The organism is Burkholderia sp. S-53, from assembly GCF_025560745.1.
GTDB classification, from domain to species: Bacteria; Pseudomonadota; Gammaproteobacteria; order Burkholderiales; family Burkholderiaceae; genus Burkholderia; species Burkholderia pyrrocinia.
Window position 1 is genome coordinate 3,543,687 of the sequence record NZ_CP090483.1, and the last position, 23,218, is coordinate 3,566,904.

The 23,218-nt window shown below is 68.0% G+C and carries 20 protein-coding genes; 6 read left to right on the forward strand and 14 right to left on the reverse strand.

Annotated elements, in window-relative coordinates:
* The first annotated feature begins 194 nt into the window (after positions 1-194).
* Positions 195-1,541 carry an SGNH/GDSL hydrolase family protein gene (locus tag LXM88_RS21475; RefSeq protein WP_262537639.1) on the forward strand — a complete coding sequence of 449 codons (1,347 nt, stop codon included), beginning with the start codon at positions 195-197 and terminating at the stop codon, positions 1,539-1,541.
* Positions 1,542-1,630: 89 nt separating this feature from the next.
* On the opposite strand, the gene LXM88_RS21480 is transcribed toward LXM88_RS21475, so the two are convergent.
* Entirely contained in the window at positions 1,631-3,481 is a 1,851-nt protein-coding gene (locus LXM88_RS21480) for a M24 family metallopeptidase (RefSeq protein ID WP_262537642.1), read from the reverse strand.
* Positions 3,482-3,911: 430 nt separating this feature from the next.
* On the opposite strand from LXM88_RS21480, the gene LXM88_RS21485 reads away from it, so the two are divergent.
* Entirely contained in the window at positions 3,912-4,712 is an 801-nt protein-coding gene (locus LXM88_RS21485; RefSeq protein ID WP_262537644.1) for a helix-turn-helix domain-containing protein, read from the forward strand.
* 42 nt (positions 4,713-4,754) lie between these two features.
* Here LXM88_RS21485 and LXM88_RS21490 read toward each other — a convergent pair whose 3' ends face one another.
* The 4 genes from LXM88_RS21490 to LXM88_RS21505 form a co-directional block, all read right to left on the reverse strand.
* On the reverse strand, positions 4,755-5,996 hold the full coding sequence (locus LXM88_RS21490; protein WP_262537646.1) for a multifunctional CCA addition/repair protein: 1,242 nt from the start codon (positions 5,994-5,996) through the stop codon (positions 4,755-4,757).
* Positions 5,993-6,640, reverse strand: a complete 648-nt coding sequence (locus tag LXM88_RS21495; RefSeq protein ID WP_262537648.1) for a glutathione S-transferase family protein — start codon at positions 6,638-6,640, stop codon at positions 5,993-5,995. The genes LXM88_RS21490 and LXM88_RS21495 overlap by 4 nt, the downstream gene beginning before the upstream one ends.
* Positions 6,641-6,703: 63 nt before the next feature.
* Positions 6,704-7,663 (reverse strand): complex I NDUFA9 subunit family protein, encoded by a 960-nt coding sequence (locus tag LXM88_RS21500; RefSeq protein WP_262537650.1) that lies wholly within the window; start codon positions 7,661-7,663, stop codon positions 6,704-6,706.
* Positions 7,664-7,720: 57 nt separating this feature from the next.
* Entirely contained in the window at positions 7,721-9,673 is a 1,953-nt protein-coding gene (locus LXM88_RS21505; RefSeq protein WP_262537653.1) for a lytic transglycosylase domain-containing protein, read from the reverse strand.
* A gap of 8 nt (positions 9,674-9,681) precedes the next feature.
* On the opposite strand from LXM88_RS21505, the gene LXM88_RS21510 reads away from it, so the two are divergent.
* Positions 9,682-10,290: a 5-formyltetrahydrofolate cyclo-ligase gene (locus LXM88_RS21510; RefSeq protein ID WP_072437551.1), complete on the forward strand. Its 609-nt coding sequence runs from the start codon at positions 9,682-9,684 to the stop codon at positions 10,288-10,290.
* Between the two features lie 62 nt (positions 10,291-10,352).
* Here LXM88_RS21510 and LXM88_RS21515 read toward each other — a convergent pair whose 3' ends face one another.
* On the reverse strand, positions 10,353-10,865 hold the full coding sequence (locus LXM88_RS21515) for a winged helix DNA-binding protein (protein ID WP_262537657.1): 513 nt from the start codon (positions 10,863-10,865) through the stop codon (positions 10,353-10,355).
* Positions 10,866-11,013: 148 nt separating this feature from the next.
* Here LXM88_RS21515 and pxpB point away from each other — a divergent pair, with 148 nt between their 5' ends.
* From pxpB to pxpA, 3 genes are read left to right on the forward strand one after another with little or no spacing between them, the layout of a single operon-like run.
* A complete protein-coding gene (pxpB, locus tag LXM88_RS21520; protein WP_262537659.1) occupies positions 11,014-11,670 on the forward strand; it encodes a 5-oxoprolinase subunit PxpB in 657 nt (218 codons plus the stop codon).
* Positions 11,667-12,734 (forward strand): biotin-dependent carboxyltransferase family protein, encoded by a 1,068-nt coding sequence (locus tag LXM88_RS21525; RefSeq protein ID WP_262537662.1) that lies wholly within the window; start codon positions 11,667-11,669, stop codon positions 12,732-12,734. Before pxpB ends, LXM88_RS21525 begins: the two co-directional genes overlap by 4 nt.
* Before the next feature lie 55 nt (positions 12,735-12,789).
* Positions 12,790-13,554 carry a 5-oxoprolinase subunit PxpA gene (gene pxpA / locus LXM88_RS21530; protein ID WP_047899257.1) on the forward strand — a complete coding sequence of 255 codons (765 nt, stop codon included), beginning with the start codon at positions 12,790-12,792 and terminating at the stop codon, positions 13,552-13,554.
* A 589-nt stretch (positions 13,555-14,143) separates the two neighbouring features.
* Here pxpA and LXM88_RS21535 read toward each other — a convergent pair.
* The 8 genes from LXM88_RS21535 to LXM88_RS21570 form a co-directional block, all read right to left on the reverse strand.
* Entirely contained in the window at positions 14,144-15,289 is a 1,146-nt protein-coding gene (locus tag LXM88_RS21535; RefSeq protein ID WP_262537666.1) for a TraB/GumN family protein, read from the reverse strand.
* A complete protein-coding gene (locus tag LXM88_RS21540) occupies positions 15,282-16,298 on the reverse strand; it encodes a peptide ABC transporter ATP-binding protein (RefSeq protein WP_262537668.1) in 1,017 nt (338 codons plus the stop codon). Before LXM88_RS21540 ends, LXM88_RS21535 begins: the two co-directional genes overlap by 8 nt.
* Positions 16,295-17,341 (reverse strand): ABC transporter ATP-binding protein, encoded by a 1,047-nt coding sequence (locus LXM88_RS21545; protein WP_262537671.1) that lies wholly within the window; start codon positions 17,339-17,341, stop codon positions 16,295-16,297. The genes LXM88_RS21540 and LXM88_RS21545 overlap by 4 nt, the downstream gene beginning before the upstream one ends.
* 2 nt (positions 17,342-17,343) lie before the next feature.
* Positions 17,344-18,261, reverse strand: coding sequence for an ABC transporter permease subunit (locus LXM88_RS21550; RefSeq protein WP_262537673.1), 918 nt, complete (start codon positions 18,259-18,261; stop codon positions 17,344-17,346).
* Positions 18,262-18,265: 4 nt separating this feature from the next.
* The gene (locus LXM88_RS21555; RefSeq protein WP_262537676.1) at positions 18,266-19,276 is read right to left on the reverse strand and encodes an ABC transporter permease subunit; all 1,011 of its coding nucleotides are present in this window, start codon (positions 19,274-19,276) and stop codon (positions 18,266-18,268) included.
* A gap of 116 nt (positions 19,277-19,392) precedes the next feature.
* Positions 19,393-21,021, reverse strand: coding sequence for an ABC transporter substrate-binding protein (locus LXM88_RS21560; RefSeq protein WP_262537678.1), 1,629 nt, complete (start codon positions 21,019-21,021; stop codon positions 19,393-19,395).
* Between the two features lie 321 nt (positions 21,022-21,342).
* Complete coding sequence (locus tag LXM88_RS21565) at positions 21,343-22,650, reverse strand: MFS transporter (protein WP_262537680.1); 1,308 nt, start codon at positions 22,648-22,650, stop codon at positions 21,343-21,345.
* Positions 22,651-22,836: 186 nt separating this feature from the next.
* Positions 22,837-23,148 carry a high-potential iron-sulfur protein gene (locus LXM88_RS21570; RefSeq protein ID WP_014895772.1) on the reverse strand — a complete coding sequence of 104 codons (312 nt, stop codon included), beginning with the start codon at positions 23,146-23,148 and terminating at the stop codon, positions 22,837-22,839.
* Between the last annotated feature and the right edge of the window lie 70 nt (positions 23,149-23,218).

Sequence of the window (23,218 nt, forward strand, 5' to 3'; positions counted from 1 at the left end):
CATCCGCTTCATCCGCTTCATCCGCTTCATCCGCTTCATCCGCTTCATCCGCTTCATCCGCTTCATCCGCTTCATCCGCTTCATCCCGAATTCCGCTTCGACAGACCGGGCTCCAGTCCGGCGCACGTGTCCCCCCGATACGCGGCAGCGCAGCCGCGCTGCCTGATCCAACAACAACAGATCGGAGGGCATCGATGCATCATCATTCCCGTTTTGAATCCGCGCGCCGTGCGGCCGCCATCGCTACGCTCGGCGCCGCGCTGACGTTCACCGCGTCGCTCGCGCCGGCCGCCGCGGCCCCGCTGCCGACGCCGACCGGCGACATGACGCTGTCGCCGGCCGGCCCGCTCGCGGCGCCGGCGTCCGCACCGCCCGGCGCAGCGCCGCGCGCCGCGACGCGCGGCAGCGACACCTACACCTATCTGCGCTGCTGGTACCGGATCAGCGACGATCCGCTCAAGCCCGAGGCGACCTACGAATGGGCGCGCGATCCCGCGGGCGGCGACTGGTATCGCGTTCCCGGCTACTGGTGGGCGGACGGCATCACGCAGTGGAAGAACATGTTCTACAGCGCGACGGCGCAGGATACGCTCGCCGACGTGTGCCGCAAGACGCTCGCCGCGCGCGGCATCCGCGCGAACCTGACGCAGGCGGTCGCGGCGAACAACGCGCTGTCGTTCAACTACACGGTCTGGACGATCGACGCCGCGCAGCAGGACGCGCGGGTCAACAAGCTGATCGTGTTCGGCGACAGCCTGTCCGACACCCAGAACATGTTCAACGCGAGCCAGTGGAAGCTGCCGAACGGCACGAGCTGGCACGCCGGACGCTTCAGCAACGGGCCGGTGTGGGCCGAATACGTCGCGAACGCGCTGCGGCTGCCGTTCTACAACTGGGCGATCGGCGGTGCGGCGACCGACCAGCACCTGGTCGTGCCGGGCCTGGTGCAGGAAGTCGACTCGTGGCGCGAATACATGGATCGCGCGCCGGACTACCGGCCCGCCAATACGCTGTTCGCGGTGTTCGCGGGCGGCAACGATCTCGTGAACTACGGCCGCACGCCCGAGCAGGCGGCGAACGCGGTGCGGGACAGCCTCGAGCGGCTCGCCGCGGCCGGCGCGACGCGCATCCTGCTCGTCACGCTGCCGGACGTGTCGCGCGCGCCGGTATTCGCGACGCGCACCGACACCGCCAGCGTCGCCGCGCAGGTGAAGGACTACAACCGGCGGCTCGCCGACGCGGCCGCCGCCGTGCGCGCCCGCTACGGCGCGACGCTGCGGCTCGAGGTGTTCGACGCGTACGCGCCGTTCGACGATCTGCTGAGCCACCCCGCGCAATACGGCTTCGACGATGCGAAGCGCTCGTGCCTCGACATCCCGAAGCCGTCGTCGTTCACCTACCTGGCCGCACAGACGCCGCGCGCGGACTGCCGCGACCCGGCGCGCTTCGTGTTCTGGGACACGCTGCACCCGACGACGCGCACGCACGCGTGGCTCGCCGAGCGGATCACGCCGTTCGTGCGCGCGCGCTTGCTGGATTGAAACGGATCCGGATTCGGTTCCGGATCCGGTGATCCGTCATCGATGACCGACGGACAGCGGGCGGCCGACGCCGCCCGCGCCGGCGCTGCTTACAGCAACGGGCACGCCGTCACCTGCGTGCCGCGCGCCACGCACAGCCGCTCGTAGTCGCGCAGGTACGCGCGCTCGTCGTCGTCCAGCAGGTCGAGATCGATCAGGTCCCAGTCGTAGCCGACCGTCACGATGTTCTCGAACGTCACCGTATCCGGCTGCGCGTCGTCCTGCCGGATGATCACGATGTTCTCGATCCGCACGCCGCCCTTGCCCGGCACGTAGATGCCCGGCTCGACCGAAATCACCGCGTTCGGCACCAGTCCGTACTTCGCGCCCGGCGCGAAGCGCACACCGCCCTCGTGCACGTGAATCCCGACGCCGTGCCCGGTGCCGTGGCCGAAATCGTGGCCGTGCTCGCGGCACACCTGCCGCACGAGCGCATCGACGTCGCCGCCCGTCGCCGTGCTCGGGAAGCGCGTGACGAGCCCCTTGATGCACGCCTTCAGCGCAACCGTGTAGATCTCGCGCTGCCACGGCTGCGCGACCGTCTCCGCGCGCGTGCGGCGCAGCACGACGCGCGTGCAGTCCGTCGCGAAACCGGCTTCGTAGTACGCGCCGCTGTCGAGCAGCACGAGCTCGCCTTCCGTCAGCTCGACATCGGCGCTCGCCGCCGTGTAGTGCGCGAACGCGCTGTTCGCGCCGTTCGCCGCGATCGACGGAAACGTCAGCGCAACCGCCGAGCGCGCGCCGTACGCGTCGTTGATCGTGCGCGCCAGGTCGTATTCGGTGTGGCGCGCGCCCGGCTCGCCGGTCTTCGCCCAGCGCATCGTCTCGGCGATCGCCGCGGAGCTGCGCGCGAACGCATCGCGGAACCGGTCGAGCACCGCCGGCGTCTTCGCGGCCCGCATCGCCTCGACCGGATTGAAGTCGGCATGGCGCGCGTGCGGCCATACGCGGCTCACCGCATCGACGAGCGCGCAGTTCACCGATTCGAAGCCGTAACACACGTGGTCGACCGCGAACTGCGCGAGAAAGCGCTCGAGCGCCGCGACATCGCGCCGGATCACGTGCAGCGCCGGATACGACTCGAGCGTGACGTCGCAGCGGTCGCAGCCTTCCGGCAGGAACAGCGCGACCTGCCCGCCGACCGCGAACAGGAAGCCGAGGTGCGACGACGCATTCGGGATGTGATAGCCGCGGCTGTTCAGCAGATAGGCGAGATCGTCCGACGCGCACGTGAAGAACGCCGTCTTGCCGTCGGCCGCGCCGGTATGCGCGGCGAGCTTGCGGTTCAGCGCGTCGAGGTTCTGCGCGACGCTCAGGCCCGTCATCGATTCCGGCAACTCGAAGATCGGCCGCTCGACGGCCCAGCCCGGCAGCGCGATCGCGCGGTCGATCTCGCGATCGGCGAGGCTCGTCCAGTCGAGCACCGCGGCCTGCGTCTGTTCGAGCAGCCGGTCGCGCTGCGCGACGCTGATCCGCAACCCGTCGTAGCCGACCCGCGCGAGGTGGCTCGCGTGCGCGAGCAGCCAGTCGGCCATCGCCTGCCAGATCGTCACGCTCATCCCGAGCTTTTCGATCCGCACGCGCGCCGGATCGCACTGCTGCTCGGCCTGCAGGTGATAACGGCCGTCGACGAACAGGACGAACGGCGGCACGCCGAGCGCCTGCGCGGTCGCCGCGCTCAGGAAGATCCCGCAGCCGGCCGAGCCGTCGAAGCCCGACAGCGCATAGCGCGGGTTATTGCTGCGCGGCAGGTACTCGGTGACGTATTCGTCCTGCGACGTGACCACCACCGCGTCGAGCCGCGCGGCGTCGAGCAGGCGCGACAGGCCCGCCTGCGTGTCGGCGACGGACGCGTCGTACGGGGGAAGGCCGGAGAAGCTGTATTTCAGTCGATCGATCATCGGATGCCCACGTTATTCATCGTTGTCGGCGGTCGGCGGCGTGACGCGGCGGAGCGCATGCCTGAAGCAGGCGTGACGCGACACGGCGCGGCTGCGCGAACGACGCGCGGCACTGCGCGTCGCCGGGCCGCCGTGTCGTGCCGGCGGCAGGCCCGCGGGAATTTTTGTCTCACTTAACTTTGTTTGATACGCGCGACAGAATCTAGAGCAGGCTGAAATTGAGGTCAAGCTAAAATTTTCGTAGGACTAAAATCGGCGGCACGGTGCCGCATGCAGGCGCAGCGTGGCGTCGTCCGGCGACACCGCGCGGTACAATGCGCCGGCATCGTCGTCCCGACGGCCGTGCTTCGTGCGATGCGCGGAAAGCAACGTCCCGGCGACCGCACCGCCCCTCCGCTCGCGTCCCGACTCGTTGCCACGAAAGAGATTCATGGATTCAGACATCATGCGTATCGGCCAGCGCATTCGCCGCCTGCGCCGGGAAGCGAAGAAGACGCTGCTGGAAGTCGCGACCGAAGCGAAGCTGTCGGTCGGGTTCCTGTCGCAGGTCGAGCGCCATCTCACGGGCATCTCGCTGTCGTCGCTCGTCAACGTCGCGAAGGCGCTGGGCGTGCCGCTCGGTGCGCTGATCGACCAGCCGCGCCAGGCGCAGCCCGATTCGCACGAAGGCAGCCGCAAGCCGTACGCAGTCGACAGCGCGTCGCAGTGGTACGAACGGCTGTCCACCACGTTCGACGGCAGCCAGATCAACGCGGTCAAGGTGCAGATGATGGAAGGCTACCGCTCGGAATGGGTGGCGCACGGCGGCGACGAATTCGTCTACGTGCTGACCGGCCGCATCTGCTACACGGTCGGCAAGAAGGATTACCCGCTGGCGCCCGGCGACTCGCTGCACTTCGACGCGCGCAAGCGGCATCGCGTCGCCAACGTCGGCGACGGGCCCGCCGAGCTGATCGCGGTCAGCACGCTGCCGCTGTTCGACGACAGTTGCGCCGAATTCGTGTCCGCGACGATGGAAATCAGGCAGCCCGCACCGGTCGTGCGCACTGCGCCGGGCGCGCCGCGCGCGAGCCGCAGCGAACCGGCGCCGAAACGCGGCCGCGACGCCGATCCGGCACGGCCGGCCAGCGCGGCGGAACAGAAGGCTGCCGGCAAGCCGCGCGCATCCGCCGGCAAGCGCCCGGCCGCCGCCACGCCGGCACGCAAGGCAGCCGCGCGCAAGAAGCCGTAACGGCTGGCGGGCGCGTGGCGCCCGCCGTTGTCATCCCTGCCCCTATTCGCCGATCGCGAGCGCCTGCGCGACGGCCTGGATCCGCGCGCAATGCACGGCCTCCTTGATCTTCTCCGCTTCGCTGCCGATGCCGCGCGCGATCGCGCCGGCATCGACGCTGCGCGCGGCTGCGAGCGCCACGCGCAGCCGCTCGGCCTGCGGATACGGCTGCGCATCGAGCCCGAGCCGCCCGCGCGCATCGGATTCGCACGCCTGCAGCATCTCGGCGAAACGCGCCGGCTTGCGCAGCGCGTCGCTGCGCTCGAACAGCCGCACCAGCGCGGCCGCGCCCATCTCCATCACGCGATGCAGGTTGCCGTGCTCGCGCGCGACCACGAGCGCGAGATCGCGGCATTCGTTCGGCACGCGCAGCCGCTCGCACAACGGCTTGAGCAGGTCGACGCTGCGGCCCTCGTGGCCGACGTGGCGCGGCAGCACGTCCGCCGGCGTCGTCGCCTTGCCGAGATCGTGCGTGAGCGCCGCGAAGCGCACCGGCAGCGAATAGCCCTGCTTCGCCGCGTAGTCGACGACCATCATCACGTGCACGCCCGTATCGACTTCCGGGTGGTAGTCGGCGCGCTGCGGCACGCCCCACAGCGCATCGACCTCGGGCAGGATGCGCGCGAGCGCGCCGCACTCGCGCAGCACCGCGAACATCCGCGACGGCTTCGCCTCCATCAGCCCGCGCGCGATTTCCTGCCACACGCGTTCGGGCACCAGCGCGTCGACCTCGCCCGCGCCGACCATGCGCCGCATCAGCGCGTGCGTTTCGTCGGCAACCGTGAAGTCCGCGAACCGCGCGGCGAAGCGCGCAATCCGCAGGATCCGCACCGGATCCTCGACGAACGCGTCGCTCACGTGCCGGAACACGCGCGCGCGCAGGTCGGCCTGCCCGTCGAACGGATCGATCACGGGCCCGACCAGCGCGCCCTCCGGGCTCACCTCGCGCGCCATCGCGTTGATCGTCAGGTCGCGCCGCGCGAGATCCTCGTCGAGCGTCACGTCCGGCGCGTAATAAAACTGGAAGCCGTGATAGCCGGCCGCCGTCTTGCGCTCGGTGCGCGCCAGCGCGTACTCCTCCTGCGTCTGCGGATGCAGGAACACCGGGAAATCCTTGCCGACCGGCCGGAAGCCCTGCGCGGCCATCTGCCCGGGCGTCGCGCCCACCACCACGTAGTCGCGGTCCTGCACGGGCACGCCGAGCAATTCGTCGCGGATCGCACCGCCTACTGCGTAGATGTTCATCGCTGCGGCTCGTATTCGGCGATCACGTTGGTCTCGCTGCGCGCGGCGTCGATCCACCGCTGCACCGCCGGCAGCGCCGTCACGCGCGCCGCATAGCCGGCCGCTTCCGGCGACAGGCCCGGCGCATACGTGTTGAAGCGCATCACGACGGGTGCGTACATCGCATCGGCGATCCCGAACTCGCCGAACAGGAACGGCCCGCCCGACGCCTCGAGGCACGCGCTCCACAGCGCGTCGATACGCGCGACATCGGCGAGCGCGTCGGGCGTCGCGCCGCGCCCCGGCATCGACGCGCGCACGTTCATGCCCATCTGCGTGCGCAGCGCCGCGAAGCCCGAGTGCATCTCGGCCGCGATGCAGCGCGCATGCGCGCGGTCGAGCGGATCGGCCGGCCACATCGGGAACTGCGGATAGCGCTCGGCAAGCGTTTCGGCGATCGCGAGCGAATCCCAGATCGCGACGCCGTGGTCGTCGATCAGGCACGGCACCTTGCCGGACGGCGAATACTCGAGGATGCGCGCGGTCGTGTCGTCGCGGCGCAGCTCGACCGCGATCTCGTCGAACGGGATGCCGAAATGCGCGAGCAGCAGCCACGGACGCATCGACCACGACGAGTAGTTCTTGTCTCCAATGATGAGCTTCATGACGGTGTTCCGGAAAACGCGAAGGTGGAAAAGGAGGTGCCGAACGACGGCGCGCGGGCGGGCCTAGCGGCGCGAGCGGAACCAGTCGAACCGCGACCGCGCCGCGGCTTTGCCGAGATAGGCGGGCGCAATGCTTTCGAGACTCGCGGGCGAGATCCCGAGCTCCGGCGCGAGCGGCCCCGACAGCACGTTCGGCACCGACATCGTCGCGAGATTGTCGCGCGTGATCACCGGTTCGCCGGGCAGGCATTCGAACACGATTGCCTGCAGCCGCGCGAGCGTATCGGGCAACCGCACGATGCGTGCCTGCCGACCGACCAGCGTGCCGCAATAGCGCACCAGTTGCTCGAGCGTGTAGACGGTCGGGCCGCCGAGCTCGTAGGTCTTGCCGTGCGCGGCCGCCAGATCGAGCGTGTTGACGAACGCGCGCACGACATCGCCGACGAACACCGGCTGGAAGCGCGCGTCGGGCATCGCGAGCGGCAGCACGGGCACCGTGCGCTGCAGGTTCGCGAACGTGTTGAGGAATGCGTCGCCGGGGCCGAACACGACCGACGGGCGGAAGATCGTCAGCGCGAGCGAATCGGTCGCCGCGATCGCATGCAGCGCGGCTTCGCCGTCGCCCTTCGAGCGCTGGTACATGCTCGCGCCGCGCGAATCGGCGCCGAGCGCGCTCATGTGCAGCAGGCGCTGCACGCCAACCTCGGTGCAGGCGCTCGCGAGCGCGGCCGGCAGCGCGACGTGCGCGCGCTCGAAGCCGGGCCCGTACGGCGTGCCGCGGCCGCCGTGCAGCACGCCGACCAGATTGATCGCCGCGTGCGCGCCGGCGACGAAGCGCGCGAGCGTGCGCGTATCGAGCGCTTCGAGCTCGACGATCTCGACCGGCAGCATCTGCAGGTGGCGCGCGTGGTCGCGCCGCCGCGTGCCGATCCGTACCTGCTTGCCGGCGTCGATCAGCGCATTGACGAGCCGGCTGCCGATGAAGCCGGTGCCGCCCAGCAGCGCGACGGTCTGGCGATCCATGTTCGACACCTCAGAAGAGCACTGCCGCGTCTCGCGCGGCAGTGTGAAGATTGCGAATCAGGGCGAGATCATGCCTAGACGTCTCTTCAACGACTGCGGCTTGCCCTCGAAGAGCGCCGCGTAGTAGACGGTGTTCGACAGCACGTTCTTCACGTAGTCGCGCGTCTCGTTGAACGGAATCGTCTCTGCGAAGATCGCGCCTTCGATCGGCTGCGTCAACACCTGGCGCCACTGGCGCGGCCGGCCCGGGCCCGCGTTGTAGCCGGCGGTGGCCAGCACCGGCGAGCTGTCGAAGTTGTTGAAGATGTCCGCCAGATACCAGGTGCCGAGCTGGATGTTGGTATCGATGTCGTGCATCTGCGCGCGCGTGATCGCGCCCATGCCGAGCTTCTTCGCGACCATCTGGGCCGTCGCCGGCATCAGCTGCATCAGGCCGCCCGCGCCCACCGACGAACGCGCGCTCGTGATGAAACGCGATTCCTGGCGGATCAGCCCGTACGCCCATTCGACGTCGAGGCCCGTCGATTGCGCGTAGCGCTCGACGATATTGCGGTACGGCGACGGGTAGCGCAGCGTGAAGTCGTGCTCGGCCTTCGTGCGATCGGCCGTATTGACCGTGCGGTCGAGCAGCTCGACGCGCTTGCCGTATTCGGCGGCCGCGAGCAACTGGCGATCGGTCATCCCGCGCAGCGGCCAGTTCCATTCGCGGTTGCCTTCGAGGCGCAGGTTCAGCGCGTAGAAGCGCTGCGCGAGCGCGAAGCCCGGAATCTTGCCCATCGCGTCGATCTCGGCGTCGCTCACCTTCGTGCGCGGCGGGATCGTCGTGCGCTGGCCGAGTTCTTCGCCGGCGAGCTGCCCGTAGAAGTTGAACTGCCCCGCGACCTGCTCGAATTCCTGGTTCGCCTGCAGCGTGTCGCCGCTCTGCTTGAGCGCGCGCGCATGCCAGTAGATCCACGCCGGATCGTCGCGCAGCGACGGCGGCATCTGCTCGATCGACCAGCGCACCATCGGCCAGTTGCCGGCGAGCAACGCGGCGCGCGTGCGCCATTCGTAGCCCGGGTTCGACAGCGGCGCATTCGCGGATTTCGCGTACCAGACCGATGCGAGCGCCGAGCGCTTGATCGCGCCCTGGTAACCGATCGCGCCCCACGCGATCGCCTGTTCCTGCTTCGTGAGCGAGCCGGCAACCGACGTCAGCATCCCGGCGGCCGCATCCGGATCGTTGCGCGCCATGCGGCCGAGCGCGATCAGCGCGAGCTGGTGCGACGTCGCGTCGGAGCCGACGCCGCGGGCGAGGTACAGCGGCGGCGCGCTCGTCGCCTGGTCGAAGCCGGCCGGGCGCGGGCCGAGCGCGTCGACGATCTTGCCGCCGAGCGTCGTGTAGTTCTGCTCGTACGCGAGACGCGCCTGCTGCCACACGTCGTCGCTCGTGAACTGCTGGTTGACCGTGAGCGCGGTGATCAGGTCGACGCACGCGTCGCCGTAGTTCTTCGGCTCGACGAGCAGCGCGCGCGCCGCCTCGGCGACGTTCTCGCCGCGCGCCGCGCGCGATTCGAGCGCGTAGCACTTGACCTGCGTGTCGTCGTCGAGCACGAAGCGCTTGTATTGATCGTCGAAGCTGCGCCAGTCGTGGCGCGCGCCGAGCACGAGCAGGTAATCGTTGCGCATGCGGTCGGCGATCGCCTGGCCGTCGTAGCGCTGCAGGAACGACTGCACGGGCGCGTCCGGCGCGTCGACGCGCGCGCGGCCGGTCGAATCGAACAGCTGCGGCTTGATCTGGAAATACTCGACGTAGGACGGGACCGGATAGTTCGGGATCATCGACGCGAGCTGCGCGGCTTTCGCGGCGTCGTTGCGGCGTGCGGCTTCGCGAAGCTGCACGAAGACCTGGTCATCCCCGGCGACCGTGTCGTCGCCCGGTGCGGCGCACGCGGCCGTACCCGCGACGAGCGCGGCGGCCGAAAGTGTCAGCGCAACCGCGCGATATACTCGGAAAAGGCTGTTCGACATCGTTTTGAATGGAGCACGAATTGAGCGAAAGCATAGCACGCAACCCTGTGCCGAACCCGAAGGTTGCGCTGCGCAAAACGCTGTCCGGCGCGCGTCGCGACGCCGCGTCGCAGCCCGCCGCGAACGCCGCGCTCGACGCGCGGCTGCGCACGCTGCTCGACCGGCTCGCACCGCGCACGGTCGGGTTTTACTGGCCGCTGCCGGGCGAATTCGATGCGCGCGACGCGGTGCTCGCGTGGTGTGCGGCAGGCGCCGGCCGGCGCGCCGCGCTGCCCGTGATCGGCGAGCGGCACACGCCGCTCGCGTTCCATGCGTGGGACGCGCACACGCCGATGCGCGAAGGTCATCACCGGATTCCGGAACCGGCGGCGGGAATCGTCGTCGTGCCCGACCTGTTGCTGATTCCCTGCGTGGGATTCGATCCGCAGCGCTACCGGCTCGGCTACGGCGGCGGCTACTACGACCGCACGCTCGCCGCGTGGCCGGGCGACACGCTGCCCGTGACGGTCGGTATCGCGTACGAAGCGTGCCGCGTCGATGCGCTGCCGGCCGAAGCGCACGATCTCGCGCTGCGCTGGATCGTGACCGACGGCGCGCTCTACCCGGCCGCCGGATGATGCGGCGCGCGGCGCCGCGGTCGTCGTCGCACGCCCGTCAGCGCAACGCCTTCCGCAATCGTTTACAGCGACGCCGCCGCGCGCGCGGCCGTGTCGTAAAGGCCCGATGCGTGGCGCAGCAACTGCGCCGCGTCGCCGATCTGCTCGTTGGTGAGCCCGCTGTCCTTCAGCGTCTCGATCAGGCAGTGCTCGCGCACCTCGCGATACTTCAGGCACAGGTCGCGGCCCGCTTCGGTCGCGAAGAAGAACACTTCCTTGCCGTTCTTCTCGCTCTTCACATAGCCGCGGGCGATCAGTTTTTTCAGCGCATAGGTCGCGACGTGCGTATCCTCGATATTGAGCACGAAGCAGATGTCGGCGAGTTTCTTCTTGCGTTCGCGATGGCTGACGTGATGCAGCAGCGACACCTCGACCGCCGTCATGTCCTTCGCGCCGGCCGCCGACATGCAGCGCACCATCCAGCGGTTGAACGCGTTGCCGGCCATGATGAGCCCGTATTCGAGCTCCGACAGCTCCGCGCTCGAATCGGAAACGAGGTGTTCGGATGACACGATCTTGGTCGGAGAACGCTTCATGGAAAGGCGGCGCAAGCAGGATGTCAGGGTGTGCCGAGTGTACGTCAGAAGCCCCGGTATACGGGCTAGGCGAAAACGCTTATTGGTAAGTTATCGATATCTTATTGACAATGTGCGCTAACATTGCCGTCCGAACCGTGCCAGTCCGATGACGCAACCCCGCATTTATCCGCTCGGCGATGCCGCCCTCGTCTGCGAGGTGCCGCCGCCCGCCACGCTCGATTGCCAGCGCCGCGTCTGGGCCGTCGCCGAGGCCGCGCGCGCGTGGCCCGACGTGATCGACGTCGTGCCGGGCATGAACAACCTGACCATCGTGTTCGACGCGCTCGCCGCGACGGCCGAGTCGCTCACGCCGGCGCTGCGCGACGCGTGGGAGACGGCCGACGTCGAGCACGCCGATGGTCGCGACGTCGAGATCCCGGTCGAGTACGGCGGTGCCGCCGGCCCCGATCTGGCGGCCGTCGCCGCGCACACGGGCCTGTCGGCCGACGAGGTCGTCGCGCGCCACGCGGCCGGCGAATACGTCGTGTTCTTCATCGGCTTCCAGCCCGGTTTCGCGTATCTCGGCGGCCTCGACGCGTCGCTGCACGCGCCGCGCCGCGCGGCGCCGCGCCTCGAGGTGCCGGCCGGCTCGGTCGGCATCGGCGGTGCGCAGACGGGCATCTACCCGGCCACGTCGCCCGGCGGCTGGCAGTTGATCGGCCGCACGTCGCTCACGCTGTTCGATCCGGCGCTGCCGCAGCCGACGCTGCTGCTGCCCGGCGACCGCGTACGTTTCACCATTGCGGGAGTCGACGCACGATGACCCAGAGCAACGCACCGGGCACCATCGAGGTGGTGCGGGCCGGCCCGCTGTCGACCGTGCAGGATCTCGGGCGCCGCGGCGCGCGCCATCTCGGCGTCGCGCAGGGCGGCGCGCTCGACGGCCTCGCGCTCGAGGTCGGCAACCGGCTCGTCGGCAACCGCCCCGACGCGGCGGCCGTCGAGATCACGATCGGCCCGGCCGCCTTCCGCTTCACGCGCGCCACCCGCATCGCGATCACCGGCACCGAATTCGGCGCAACGCTCGACGGCCAGCGCGTGTATTCGTGGTGGAGCCTGCCGGTCGAAGCCGGGCAGACGCTCGTACTGCCGGCCGCGAAACGCGGGATGCGCGGCTATTTGTGCATCGCGGGCGGCATCGATGTGCTGCCGATGCTCGGCTCGCGCAGCACCGATCTCGCATCGCGCTTCGGCGGCCTCGGCGGCCGCACGCTGCGCGATGGCGATCGGCTCCCGGTCGGTGTGCCGCCGGCCGGCGCGGGCTGCCTCGCGGCCGATGCGCCCGAATTCGGCGTGAAGGCGCCCGCGTGGTGTGCGTTCGTGCGTGTCGACGAGCCGCCGCGCCGCCACCGCCCCGCGCACGCGCCGTGGGCGATGCCCGTGCGCGTGCTGCCGGGCCCCGACTACGCGTCGTTCGCCGCCGATTCGCAGCAGGCGTTCTGGGACGAGGAATGGCTCGTCACCGCGAACAGCAACAGGATGGGTTATCGCCTCGCCGGCGCCGGGCTCGAGCGCGAGCGGCCGGTCGAGCTGCTGTCGCACGCGGTGCTGCCCGGCACGATCCAGGTGCCGCCGAACGGCCAGCCGATCGTGCTGATGCACGACGCGCAGACCACCGGCGGCTACCCCAAGATCGGTACGGTGATCCGCGCCGACCTGTGGAAACTCGCGCAGGCGCGGCTCAACCTGCCGATCCGCTTCGTGCGCACGACACCCGACGCCGCGCGCGCCGCCCTGACCGCAGAACGTGCCTATCTGCGGCAGATCGACGTCGCGATCGACATGCGCGAGGAAGCGCGCCGCCGCGCGCAATCGCGCGCAGCGTGACAATGGCGGAAGCAGTACGAAAGACGCGCCACGCAATCAGTGGACGAGGAACATAATGGAAATCGATCTGAATGCCGATCTCGGCGAAGGATGCGGATCGGACGAGGCGCTGCTCGACCTCGTCACGTCGGCGAACATCGCATGCGGCTGGCACGCGGGCGGTGCCAATGCGATGCGCGACTGCGTGCGCTGGGCCGTGCAGAAAGGCGTGTCGATCGGCGCGCACCCGAGCTTTCACGATCCGGAGAATTTCGGCCGCAAGGAAATGCAGCTGCCGGCCGGCGACATCTATGCCGGCGTGCTGTACCAGCTCGGCGCGCTGTCGGCGATCGCACAGGCCGAAGGCGGGCGCATCGCGCACGTGAAGCCGCACGGCGCGCTGTACAACCAGGCCGCGCGCGACCCGATGATCGCCGATGCGGTGGTGTCCGCGATTCACGATTTCGATCCGTCGCTCGCGGTGTTCGGGCTCGCGAACAGCGTGTTCGTCGCGGCCGCGCGGCATGCGGGGCTCGCCGCCGTGGAGGAAGTGTTCGCCGATCGCGGCTACCGCGCGGACGGCTCGCTCGTGCCGCGCAGCCAGCCCGGCGCGCTGATCGACGATGAAGAGGCCGTGCTCGCGCGCACGCTCGACATGGTGCGCAACCGGCAGGTGCGGGCATTGAGCGGCGAATGGGTGCCGCTGAATGCGCAGACCGTCTGCCTGCACGGCGACGGGCCGCATGCACTGGCGTTCGCGAAGCGGATTCGCGCGGCGCTGGAGGCAGCGGGCGTCGATGTGGTGGCGCCCGGCGCGCTGCAGGCGGACGAAGGCGCGTAGGACATGCGACGCGCGCGATGCGCGTCCGCCGCCATGGCGCACGCCATGGACGAAACCTGCCGCACAACAGAACGCCCAAAAGAAAAAAGCGCCCTCGTGGCGCTTTTACGTTGGCGCAATCGCTGCGGCTTTGCCGTCTGTCGATTCGCCCCCCGAAACCGTCTTTCGACGGTGACCGGAAAAACATTCCGGATTAAAAAACGTCCGTCGCCGCCCGATCACTGCATTCCCCGGTCAGACGACGGAACGTTGCTTATCTGCAAGTCGGCCTGCATGCATGTGTTGTCCGACGATGATTGGCCCCGCCGTGCATGCAGACACTCCGCAGCCGGCACGTGCTGTACGTGCCGGCAACGCTAACCCCGCGCTTTATTTCTGCTACCCCGTAGAACTTATCTATTCTTTTCATTTTTTCAACTTGTGGGGTGAAGAATAGATATTGGCAGAACGGGATGTCAATCGTTTTAAACGCTATTTTCCGACGAATCGAGGGTTTTCCTTATCGATTTACACCGCCACTCAGGCGCCTCGCGCCGGGCGCGCGATGTCGATCAAACAGGGGAAGATCAGTGCGTGCCGCCGGGCGCGATCAGTTCGCGTCGACCCGGTATCCTTGCTGGCGCAACAATTCGAGCACGCCGCGCGGGCCGCCCAAATGCAGCGCGCCGATCGCGACGAACAGCGGTCGGTTCGGCGCGGCGATTGCCGTCATCCGTGCAACGAAGCGCCGGTTGCGCTCGTACAGGATCTTGTTGTCGATCGACGCCGACAACGCCTTCGAACGCGCGAGCCGCTCGCTCTTCGCGACGGCCCACGCCGAGATCGCGTCGGCGTCGCCAATTCGCCACAGCCGGTGCAGCGACTTGATGTCGTCCGCGTTTTGCGCGGGTGTTTGCACCATGTCCTGCGCGAGCATCTCGCGCTGCTCGGCCAGCGTCAGCCCGGTGAACGCGCGCATTTGTTCGGCGAGCGTCTCGAGCCCGATCACGCGGCCGCCCTTCTTCTTCAGGAACACGTTCTGCAGTTGCGCCTCGGTGCCGTATTCGGTCTGCAGGCCGGCCGACAGCGAATCGTAGGTCTCGACGACGAGCGCCGCGAGCCACGGCCGCATCTTGCGAATCTCGGCGAGCGCGGCCGGGTTGCCGCGCAGGCGCGCCGCGAGCCGCTCCCATAACGATTCGGGCAGCAGGCGCTGCAGGCACGGATAACGGCACACGCCGTACTTCGACACGTCGTCCTGCGATTCGAGCAGATCGTCGGGCGACAGTTCGAGCGCGAGCGTCGGCGACGCGGCGAGCGCCGCGAGGATGCGCGGCCGGAACGGCTGCGCGCTCGGATAGTCGGACGGGTCGCCCGTGTGCAGCGCGCCGAGCACGTAGAGCGTGACCTTGCCCTTGGTCGCGACGTAGAACGGCATGCGCGCGGGCTGCACGCGCACCGCACCGCTCGCGACCGTGCCGTTCGACACGGCTGGCGCGTGGAAGCCCGGCAGGCTCATGCCGGGCGGCGGGACTTGCGACGGATGGATCGGTGAAGTGGCCGGCGCGCGCCCTTCGGCGCGCGCGGCCTCGACGGGAACCGCGAGGCTCGCCGCCACGCACGCGCCGGCCAGCGCCGCGCCCGTGACGGTGCGCAGGCTCCAGCGCCGCGCGTAGCGGTACGCGCGCATCACGCGCGCGCCGCTTGCCCCCGAACGGCGCACGCCGGACACGCGCGCCGCCAACGCTTCAGGCATTCGCCTCCCCTACCTCCTCGGCGCGATGGCAGGCCACGCGCCGTCCGTCGACCTCGCGCAGCTGCGGCTCCTCGGCGCGGCAGCGCTCGACCGCATACGGGCAGCGCTGGTGGAACGCGCAGCCCGACGGCGGATTGAGCGGCGACGGCAGCTCGCCCTGCAGCTTGATCTGCACGCGGCGGTCTTCCTCGAAGATCGCCGGCGTCGCCGACATCAGCGCACGCGTGTACGGATGGCGCGGCCGCGCGTAGATCGTCGCCTTGTCGCCGAGCTCGGCGACGCTGCCGAAGTACATCACCATCACGTCGTCCGCGACATGCTCGACCACCGACAGGTTGTGCGAGATGAACACGTAGCTCGTCTTGAACTGCTCCTGCAGGTCCATGAACAGGTTCAGGATCTGCGCCTGGATCGACACGTCGAGCGCGGACACCGGCTCGTCGGCGACGACGATCCGCGGATCGAGGATCATCGCGCGCGCGATCGCGACCCGCTGCCGCTGGCCGCCCGAGAACATGTGCGGATAGCGCTTCGCGTGCTCGGGCCGCAGGCCGACCGTGCGCATGATCTGCGCAACGCGCTGCGCGCGCTCGGCGGCCGTCAGGTTCGCGTTGATCTCGAGCGGCTCGGAGAGCGTCTGCTCGACGGTCTTGCGCGGGTTGAGCGACGCGAACGGGTTCTGGAACACCATCTGCACGCGGCGGCGCAGGTCGGCGACCCGGTGCCGGTCGGCGCCCGCGACGTCCTTGCCGTCGATCGACAGGTGGCCGGACGTCGGCGTCTCGATCATCGTCAGCTGCCGCGCGAGCGTCGACTTCCCGCAACCGGATTCGCCGACGACGGCGAGCGTCTTGCCGCGCCTGAGCGAAAACGACACGCCGTTGAGCGCCTTCACCGTGCCGTGGCCGAACATGCCGCGCTTCACCGTGTAGTGTTTCGCGAGCTGGTCGGCGACCAGCACTACTTCCTCGTCGTGCGGCGCGCCGCGCACTTCTTGATTTGCATTCATCGTGGACTCCTGTCGACCGGAGTTTGCGCTTTAGCGCTTACTCCGGTCCCATGCATAGCCGTCAGGTCGAGGTTGGAAACATTGAGCGGCTTGATGCAGCGCGCGCGCATCGCATCGTTGCCGGACACCAGCGTATCGAGCGCCGGCCGCGCCTTGCGGCAATCGTCGACCACATACTTGCAGCGCGGCGCGAACAGGCACCCGGACGGGCGATCATCGCGGCCCGGCACCATGCCGGGCAATGCGGCAAGGCGACGCGCCCCCTTGTTGTGCTCGGGAATCGCCGCGAGCAGCGCTTCGGTGTACGGATGATGCGGCGCGCGGAAGATGTCGGGCACGCTGTTGGTCTCGATGATCTCGCCCGCGTACATCACCGCGACGCGCTGCGCGACCTCCGACACCACGGCCAGGTCGTGCGAGATCAGCACGAGCGCCATCCCGCGTTCCTTCTGCAGCTTCACGAGCAGGTCCATGATCTGCGCCTGGATCGTCACGTCGAGCGCGGTGGTCGGCTCGTCGGCGATCAGCAGCTTCGGGTTGCATGCGACGGCCATCGCGATCATCACGCGCTGGTTCATCCCGCCCGACATCTGGTGCGGGAACGACGTAATGCGGTTCTTCGCATCGGGAATGCCGACCTGGTCGAGCAGTTCGAGCGCGCGCCGGTGCAGCGCGTCGCCGCGCAGCCCTTCGTGCAGCTTCAGCACTTCCTTGATCTGGTAGCCGACGGTATAGCTCGGGTTCAGGCTCGTCAGCGCATCCTGGAACACCATCGCGATGTCCTTGCCGACGATCTTGCGGCGCGCCTTCGGCGACGCCTTCAGCAGGTCGACGCCGTTGAACGTGACCTCGTCGGCCGTCACCTTGCCCGGTGCGTCGATCAGGCCCATCAGCGCCATCATCGTCACGCTCTTGCCCGAGCCCGATTCGCCGACGACGCCCACCACCTCGCCCGGCGCGATCGACAGGTTGATCCGGTCGACGGCGGGCAGGCCGTTGAAGTTCACCGCGAGATTGCGGATGGTCAGAAGATCTTGGCTCATGTTCAGGCCATCCGTTTCAGTTTGGGATCGAGCGCGTCGCGCAGCCCGTCGCCGAGCAGGTTGATCGCAAGCACCGAAATCAGGATCGACAGCCCGGGCATCGTCACGATCCACCATGCGTTGTCGATGTAGTCGCGCGCGGACGCCAGCATCGCGCCCCACTCGGCGGTCGGCGGCTGCACGCCGAGGCCGAGGAAGCCGAGCGCGGCCGCATCGAGGATCGCCGACGAGAAGCCGAGCGTCGCCTGCACGATCAGCGGCGCCGTGCAGTTGGGCAGCACCTGCGAGAACATCAGGCGCAGCGTGCCGGCACCGGCCACGCGCGACGCCGTCACGTATTCCTTCTGCAGCTCGCCGAGCGCCGACGCGCGCGTGAGGCGCACATAGGCCGGCAGTGCGACGATCGCGATCGCGAACATCGTGTTGGTGAGGCCCGGGCCGATGATCGCGACGACCGCGACCGCGAGCAGCAGCGACGGCAGCGCGAGCAGCACGTCCATGATGCGCATCACGGGCGTGTCGGCCCACTTCTGGAAGAACGCGGCGACGAGCCCGAGCACGATGCCGGGGATCAGCGCGAGCACGACCGACACGAAGCCGATCCAGAACGACATCCGCGCGCCGAACATCAGGCGCGAAAGAATGTCGCGGCCCGCTTCGTCGGTGCCGAGGATGAATTTCCAGTTGCCGCCTTCGAGCCATGCGGGCGGGATCTTCACGAAGTCGCGGTATTGCTCGACCGGGCTGTGCGGCGCGATCAGCGGCGCGAGCAGCGCGACCAGGATCAGCGCGAGCACGACGATGCCGGCGCCGACGGCGCCGCGGTTGCGCGAGAAGTTGGCCCAGAACTCGCGCAGCGCGAGCGCACGGCCGCCGGCCGGCGCGGATTCGCTCGGCAGGGTGTTTTGCAGATTGCTCATGGAATTACCTCGTGTGGCGGATGCGCGGATTCAGCACGCCGTACAGCAGGTCGACGACCAGGTTCACGACGATCACGAGCGTCGCGATCAGCAGGATGCCGCCCTGGACGACCGGATAGTCGCGGCGGCCGATCGCATCGATCAGCCACTTGCCGACACCGGGCCACGAAAAAAGCGTCTCGGTCAGCACGGCGCCCGCGAGCAGCGTGCCGATCTGCAGGCCGATCACGGTGACGACCGGGATCAGCGCGTTGCGCAGCGCATGCACGACGACCACGCGCGCGGGCGACAGCCCCTTCGCGCGGGCGGTGCGGATGTAGTCCTCGCGCAGCACTTCGAGCATCGACGAGCGCGTCATCCGCGCGATCACCGCGAGCGGGATCGTGCCGAGCACGATCGCGGGCAGGATCAGGTGGCTGACCGCCGACTTGAACGAGCCTTCGTCGGGTGCGAGCAGCGCGTCGATCAGCATGAAGCCCGTCGGATGCGGGAAGTCGTATTCGACGGCGATGCGCCCCGACACGGGCGTCCAGCCGAGGTACGACGAAAACACCATGATGAGGATCAGCCCCCACCAGAAGATCGGCATCGAGTAGCCGGTAAGCGCGGTGCCCATCACGCCGTGGTCGACGACCGAGCCGCGCCGCAGCGCGGCGATCACGCCGGCCGGCAGCCCGACCGCGAGCGCGAACACGAGCGCGCACAGCGACAGCTCGACGGTCGCCGGGAAGCGCGCGAAGAACTCGCCCGCGACGCTGGTGTTGGTGATGATCGACGTGCCGAGGTCGCCGTGAGTCGCACGGCCGATGTAGTGGAGGTACTGCATGGGCAGCGGCTGGTCGAGCCCGAGGCGTTTCATCGCCTCCGCATGCATGGCGGGATCGACGCCGCGCTCGCCCATCATCACTTCGATGGGGTCGCCCGGTATCAGGTGAATCAGCGCAAACGCCAGGATGGTGATGCCGATGAAAGTCGGGATCACCATGCCCACGCGGCGCAACACGAATGTGAACATGATGCGTCTCGTATTTTCTTGTGGGAAATGTGCGACCGGCGACGGGAAGCTCGTGGCCTCCCGCCGCCGGATGAATTACCGGTCTCGGTCTTCGTAGACAGCTTACGCCGGTCGTATTACTTCACGCCGACACCGTCGAAGCGTGCATAGCCGAGCGGCTCGATGCGCATGTCGACCACGTTCTTGCGCACCGGCTGGTAGACCGTCGAGTTCGCGATCGGCGAGAACGGCAGCTGTTGCGCGAAGATCTGCTGAGCCTGCGTGTAGAGCTTCGTGCGCGCGTCCTGGCCCGTCGTCGTGCGGCCCTTCTGGACCAGCTCGTCGAACGGCTTGTAGCACCAGTGCGAGAAGTTGTTGCCCTTGATCGCCTCGCAGCCGAGCAGCGTGCCGAGCCAGTTGTCCGGATCGCCGTTGTCGCCGGTCCAGCCGATCAGCATCGTGTCCTGCTCACCCGTGTGCGCACGCTTGATGTACTCGCCCCACTCGTACGTGACGATCTTCGCCTTCACGCCGATCTTCGCCCAGTCGGCCTGGATCATCTCGGCCATCAGGCGGGCGTTCGGGTTATACGCGCGCTGCACGGGCATCGCCCACAGCGTGATCTCGAAACCGTTCGCATAGCCGGCCTTCGCGAGCAGCGCCTTCGCCTTCTCGGTGTCGAACGCGGCCATCTTCAGGTTCTTGTCGTACGACCATTGGGTCGGCGGCATCGGTGCGCCGGCAGCCTGGCCCGCACCCTGGTAGACGGATTCGAGGATCGCCTTCTTGTTGATCGCCATGTCGAGCGCCTGACGCACTTCGAGCTTGTCGACCGGCTTGTGCTCGACGTTGTACGCGAGGTAGCCGAGGTTGAAGCCCGCCTGCGACGGCATGTCGACGTTCGAATCGGCCTTCAGCGTCGCGATGTCGGCCGGACGCGGATAGCTCATCACCTGGCATTCGTTGCGCTTGATCTTCTGCACGCGCACGCCCGGATCCGGCGTGATCGAGAAGATCAGCTTCGACAGCTTCACTTCGCCCTTCTTCCAGTAATCAGGATTGCCGTCGAATCGGATCGTCGCATCCTTCGTATAGCTGCGGAAGACGAACGGGCCCGTGCCGACCGGCTTCTGGTTGATGTCGGCGGCCTTGCCGGCCTTCATCAGCTGGTCGCCGTATTCGGCCGACAGGATCGACGCGAATTCCATCGCCATGTTCTGGATGAACGGCGCGTTCGGCTCGGCCAGCGTGAACTTCACGGTATACGGATCGACCTTCTCGACCTTCGTGATCAGCTTGTCGAGGCCCATGTCGGTGAAGTACGGGAACGACACCGGATACGCCTTGCGGAACGCCTGGTTCGGGTCGAGCATGCGCTGGAACGTGAACAGCACGTCGTCCGCGTTGAATTCGCGCGTCGGCTTGAAGAAGTCGGTCGTGTGGAACTTCACGCCGTGGCGCAGGTGGAACGTGTACACCTTGCCGTCGGACGACACGTCCCACTTCTCGGCGAGGCCCGGTTCGACCTTGGTGCCGCCGCGCTCGAATTCGACGAGACGGTTGTAGACGGTGAACGTGGCGGCGGTGAAATCGACGCCGGTCGTAAATTGCGCGGAATCAAAACCCGCCGGACTGCCTTCTGAGCAGTAGACGAGCGTTTTGTTCGGGATCTGTGCGAATGCAGAACCCGCGACGCCGAGCGATGCCGCTGCCACGCCTGCAATGGCGGTAACACGCAGGGTGTGCAACAGACGGTTGTATTCCATGTTTCCTCCAGGTCTCCAGATCGGAACCGGTCCCGCCAGGGGCCGGCGTACGCGGATATTACTTGAGCTAGCGATGCTGCAACAAGCTGGAGAAAAAACTCTTCTAGACATGCCCGCGCGGGTTTTTGCCGATGTTTTGCACGGTCAAAAAATGCGAAAACGCGCGCGAGCGTCAGTTCCGTTCATTCCGCGCATGTTTCGTTCGACGACTAAACAATTCGGGCGCGAACGCGAAGGTTCCGCGCGCCGTTTCCCGTGTTTGGCCGCACATCATTGCGGTTTGCGAAACGATCCGATGACAGTCTTCGCACCGTCATGCCCTCACGCGGGCGCGTCGAGGTCGGCGCTGCGCGCGGGCACGAACGCGACCGCGACGATCGACAGCGCGAGCCCGGCCATCACATAGTAGGTCGGCGCCAGCGGCGTACCCGTGACCTTGATCAGCCACGTGACGATGAACTGCCCGAAGCCGCCGAACAGCATCACCGCGACGTTGTACGCGATCGACAGCCCGGTCGAGCGCACGTTGGCCGGGAACAGCTCGGCGATCATCGCGCCGAACGGCCCGTAATAGCCTGCGAGCGTCACCGACAGCACGGCCTGCACCGCGACCAGCCGCCCGATGCTCGGGGCCGCGTCGAGCCACGCGAACAGCGGATACATCAGCGCGAGCGTCAGCACGAGCGACCACAGCGACAGTCCCTTGCGGCCGATGCGGTCCGACCATGCGCCCGCGACCGGCGACAGCACCATCAGCAGCAGGTTGCCGACGATCACCGCGTAGAACGATTCCGCATACGGCAGCTTCAGTTGCTTCACCGCGAAGGTCGGCAGATAGATGATCAGCGCGTAGATCGTCACCGTCAGCGCGATCACCGAACCGAACCCGCACAGCACCTCGCGCGGATGGCGCGTGAACACTTCGCCGAGCGTCGCGCGGCGCGCGCTCTGCTGCGCGTGCAGGAACGCTTCGGAATCGGCGAGGTGGCGGCGGATGTAGAAGCCGATCGGGCCGATCACGAGCCCGAGGAGGAACGGCACGCGCCAGCCCCAGCTGCGCAGCGCGTCGTGCGACAGCCCGCGCGTGACGGCCGCGCCGACGAGCGCGCCGATCAGCAGCGCGGCCGCCTGGCTCGCCATCTGCCAGCTACCGTAGAAACCGCGTTTCGAGAACGGCGCGGCCTCGATCAGCAGCGCCGTCGCGCTGCCGAATTCGCCGCCCGCGGAGAAGCCCTGCAGCAGGCGGCCGAACACGATCAGCAGCGGGCCGCCGATGCCGATCGCCGCATAAGGCGGCGCGATCGCGATCACGAAGATGCCGGCCGTCATCAGCAGGATCACGAGCGACAGCGCGGCCTTGCGGCCCGCGCGGTCCGCATACAGCCCGAACACGATGCCGCCGATCGGGCGCATGAAGAACGCGACGCCGAACGTCGCGGTGGTCAGGAGCAGCGACGAGTATTCGCTGGAGGTCGGGAAGAACAGCTCGGCGATCACGACGGTCATGAAGCCGAACACCGTGAAGTCGTACCACTCGAGCGCATTGCCGATCACGGCGGCCACGACCGCGCGTCGGTTCAGCGCACGCTCGGGCCGGATCGTTTTCGTTGAATTCGCAATCGTCGCCATGCGTCTTCATCCTCGTGAATGCGCCGTGTCGGAAGTCGCGGCGCAGTGTGCCGCGGCGCGCTGGTTTGCAGCGAGTGTAGAAAGCGACGGAACCGTTTTCAAGCAATAAAAACGCCCGCCGTCTTCCGACGGCGGGCGTTTTGCGGTTTTCGCCACATTGCGGCATCGCACGATGCCGCACGGACCTCAACCCATCTTCGAGAATGCGCTGCACCAGCCCTTCGCCGACACCTGCTTGCCGGGGAAGGCGCCGCACGGGCCCGAAGCCGAACCCTTCTTGCCCTGGTACAGCATGCAGGCCGCGCAATCCTGGCCCGCTGCGTATTTCGGGTACTTCGTCTTGTCGACCTTCGTGGCATCGGCCTTGTAGCCGAGCGCCACCGCGGTCGGATCCGTTTCCGACAGCATCGGCGCATCGGCCAGCGCTTCACGCGACAGCGCCAGCGCGGACACGACGCCAACGCTCGAAATCAGGAAACTCCGACGGGATGTTTTCATGGGGACTCGCTCCAACGTTATCGATATGAAAGCTGTTCTGGCGACAGCCGTTCGACAGAATAACCGCCAA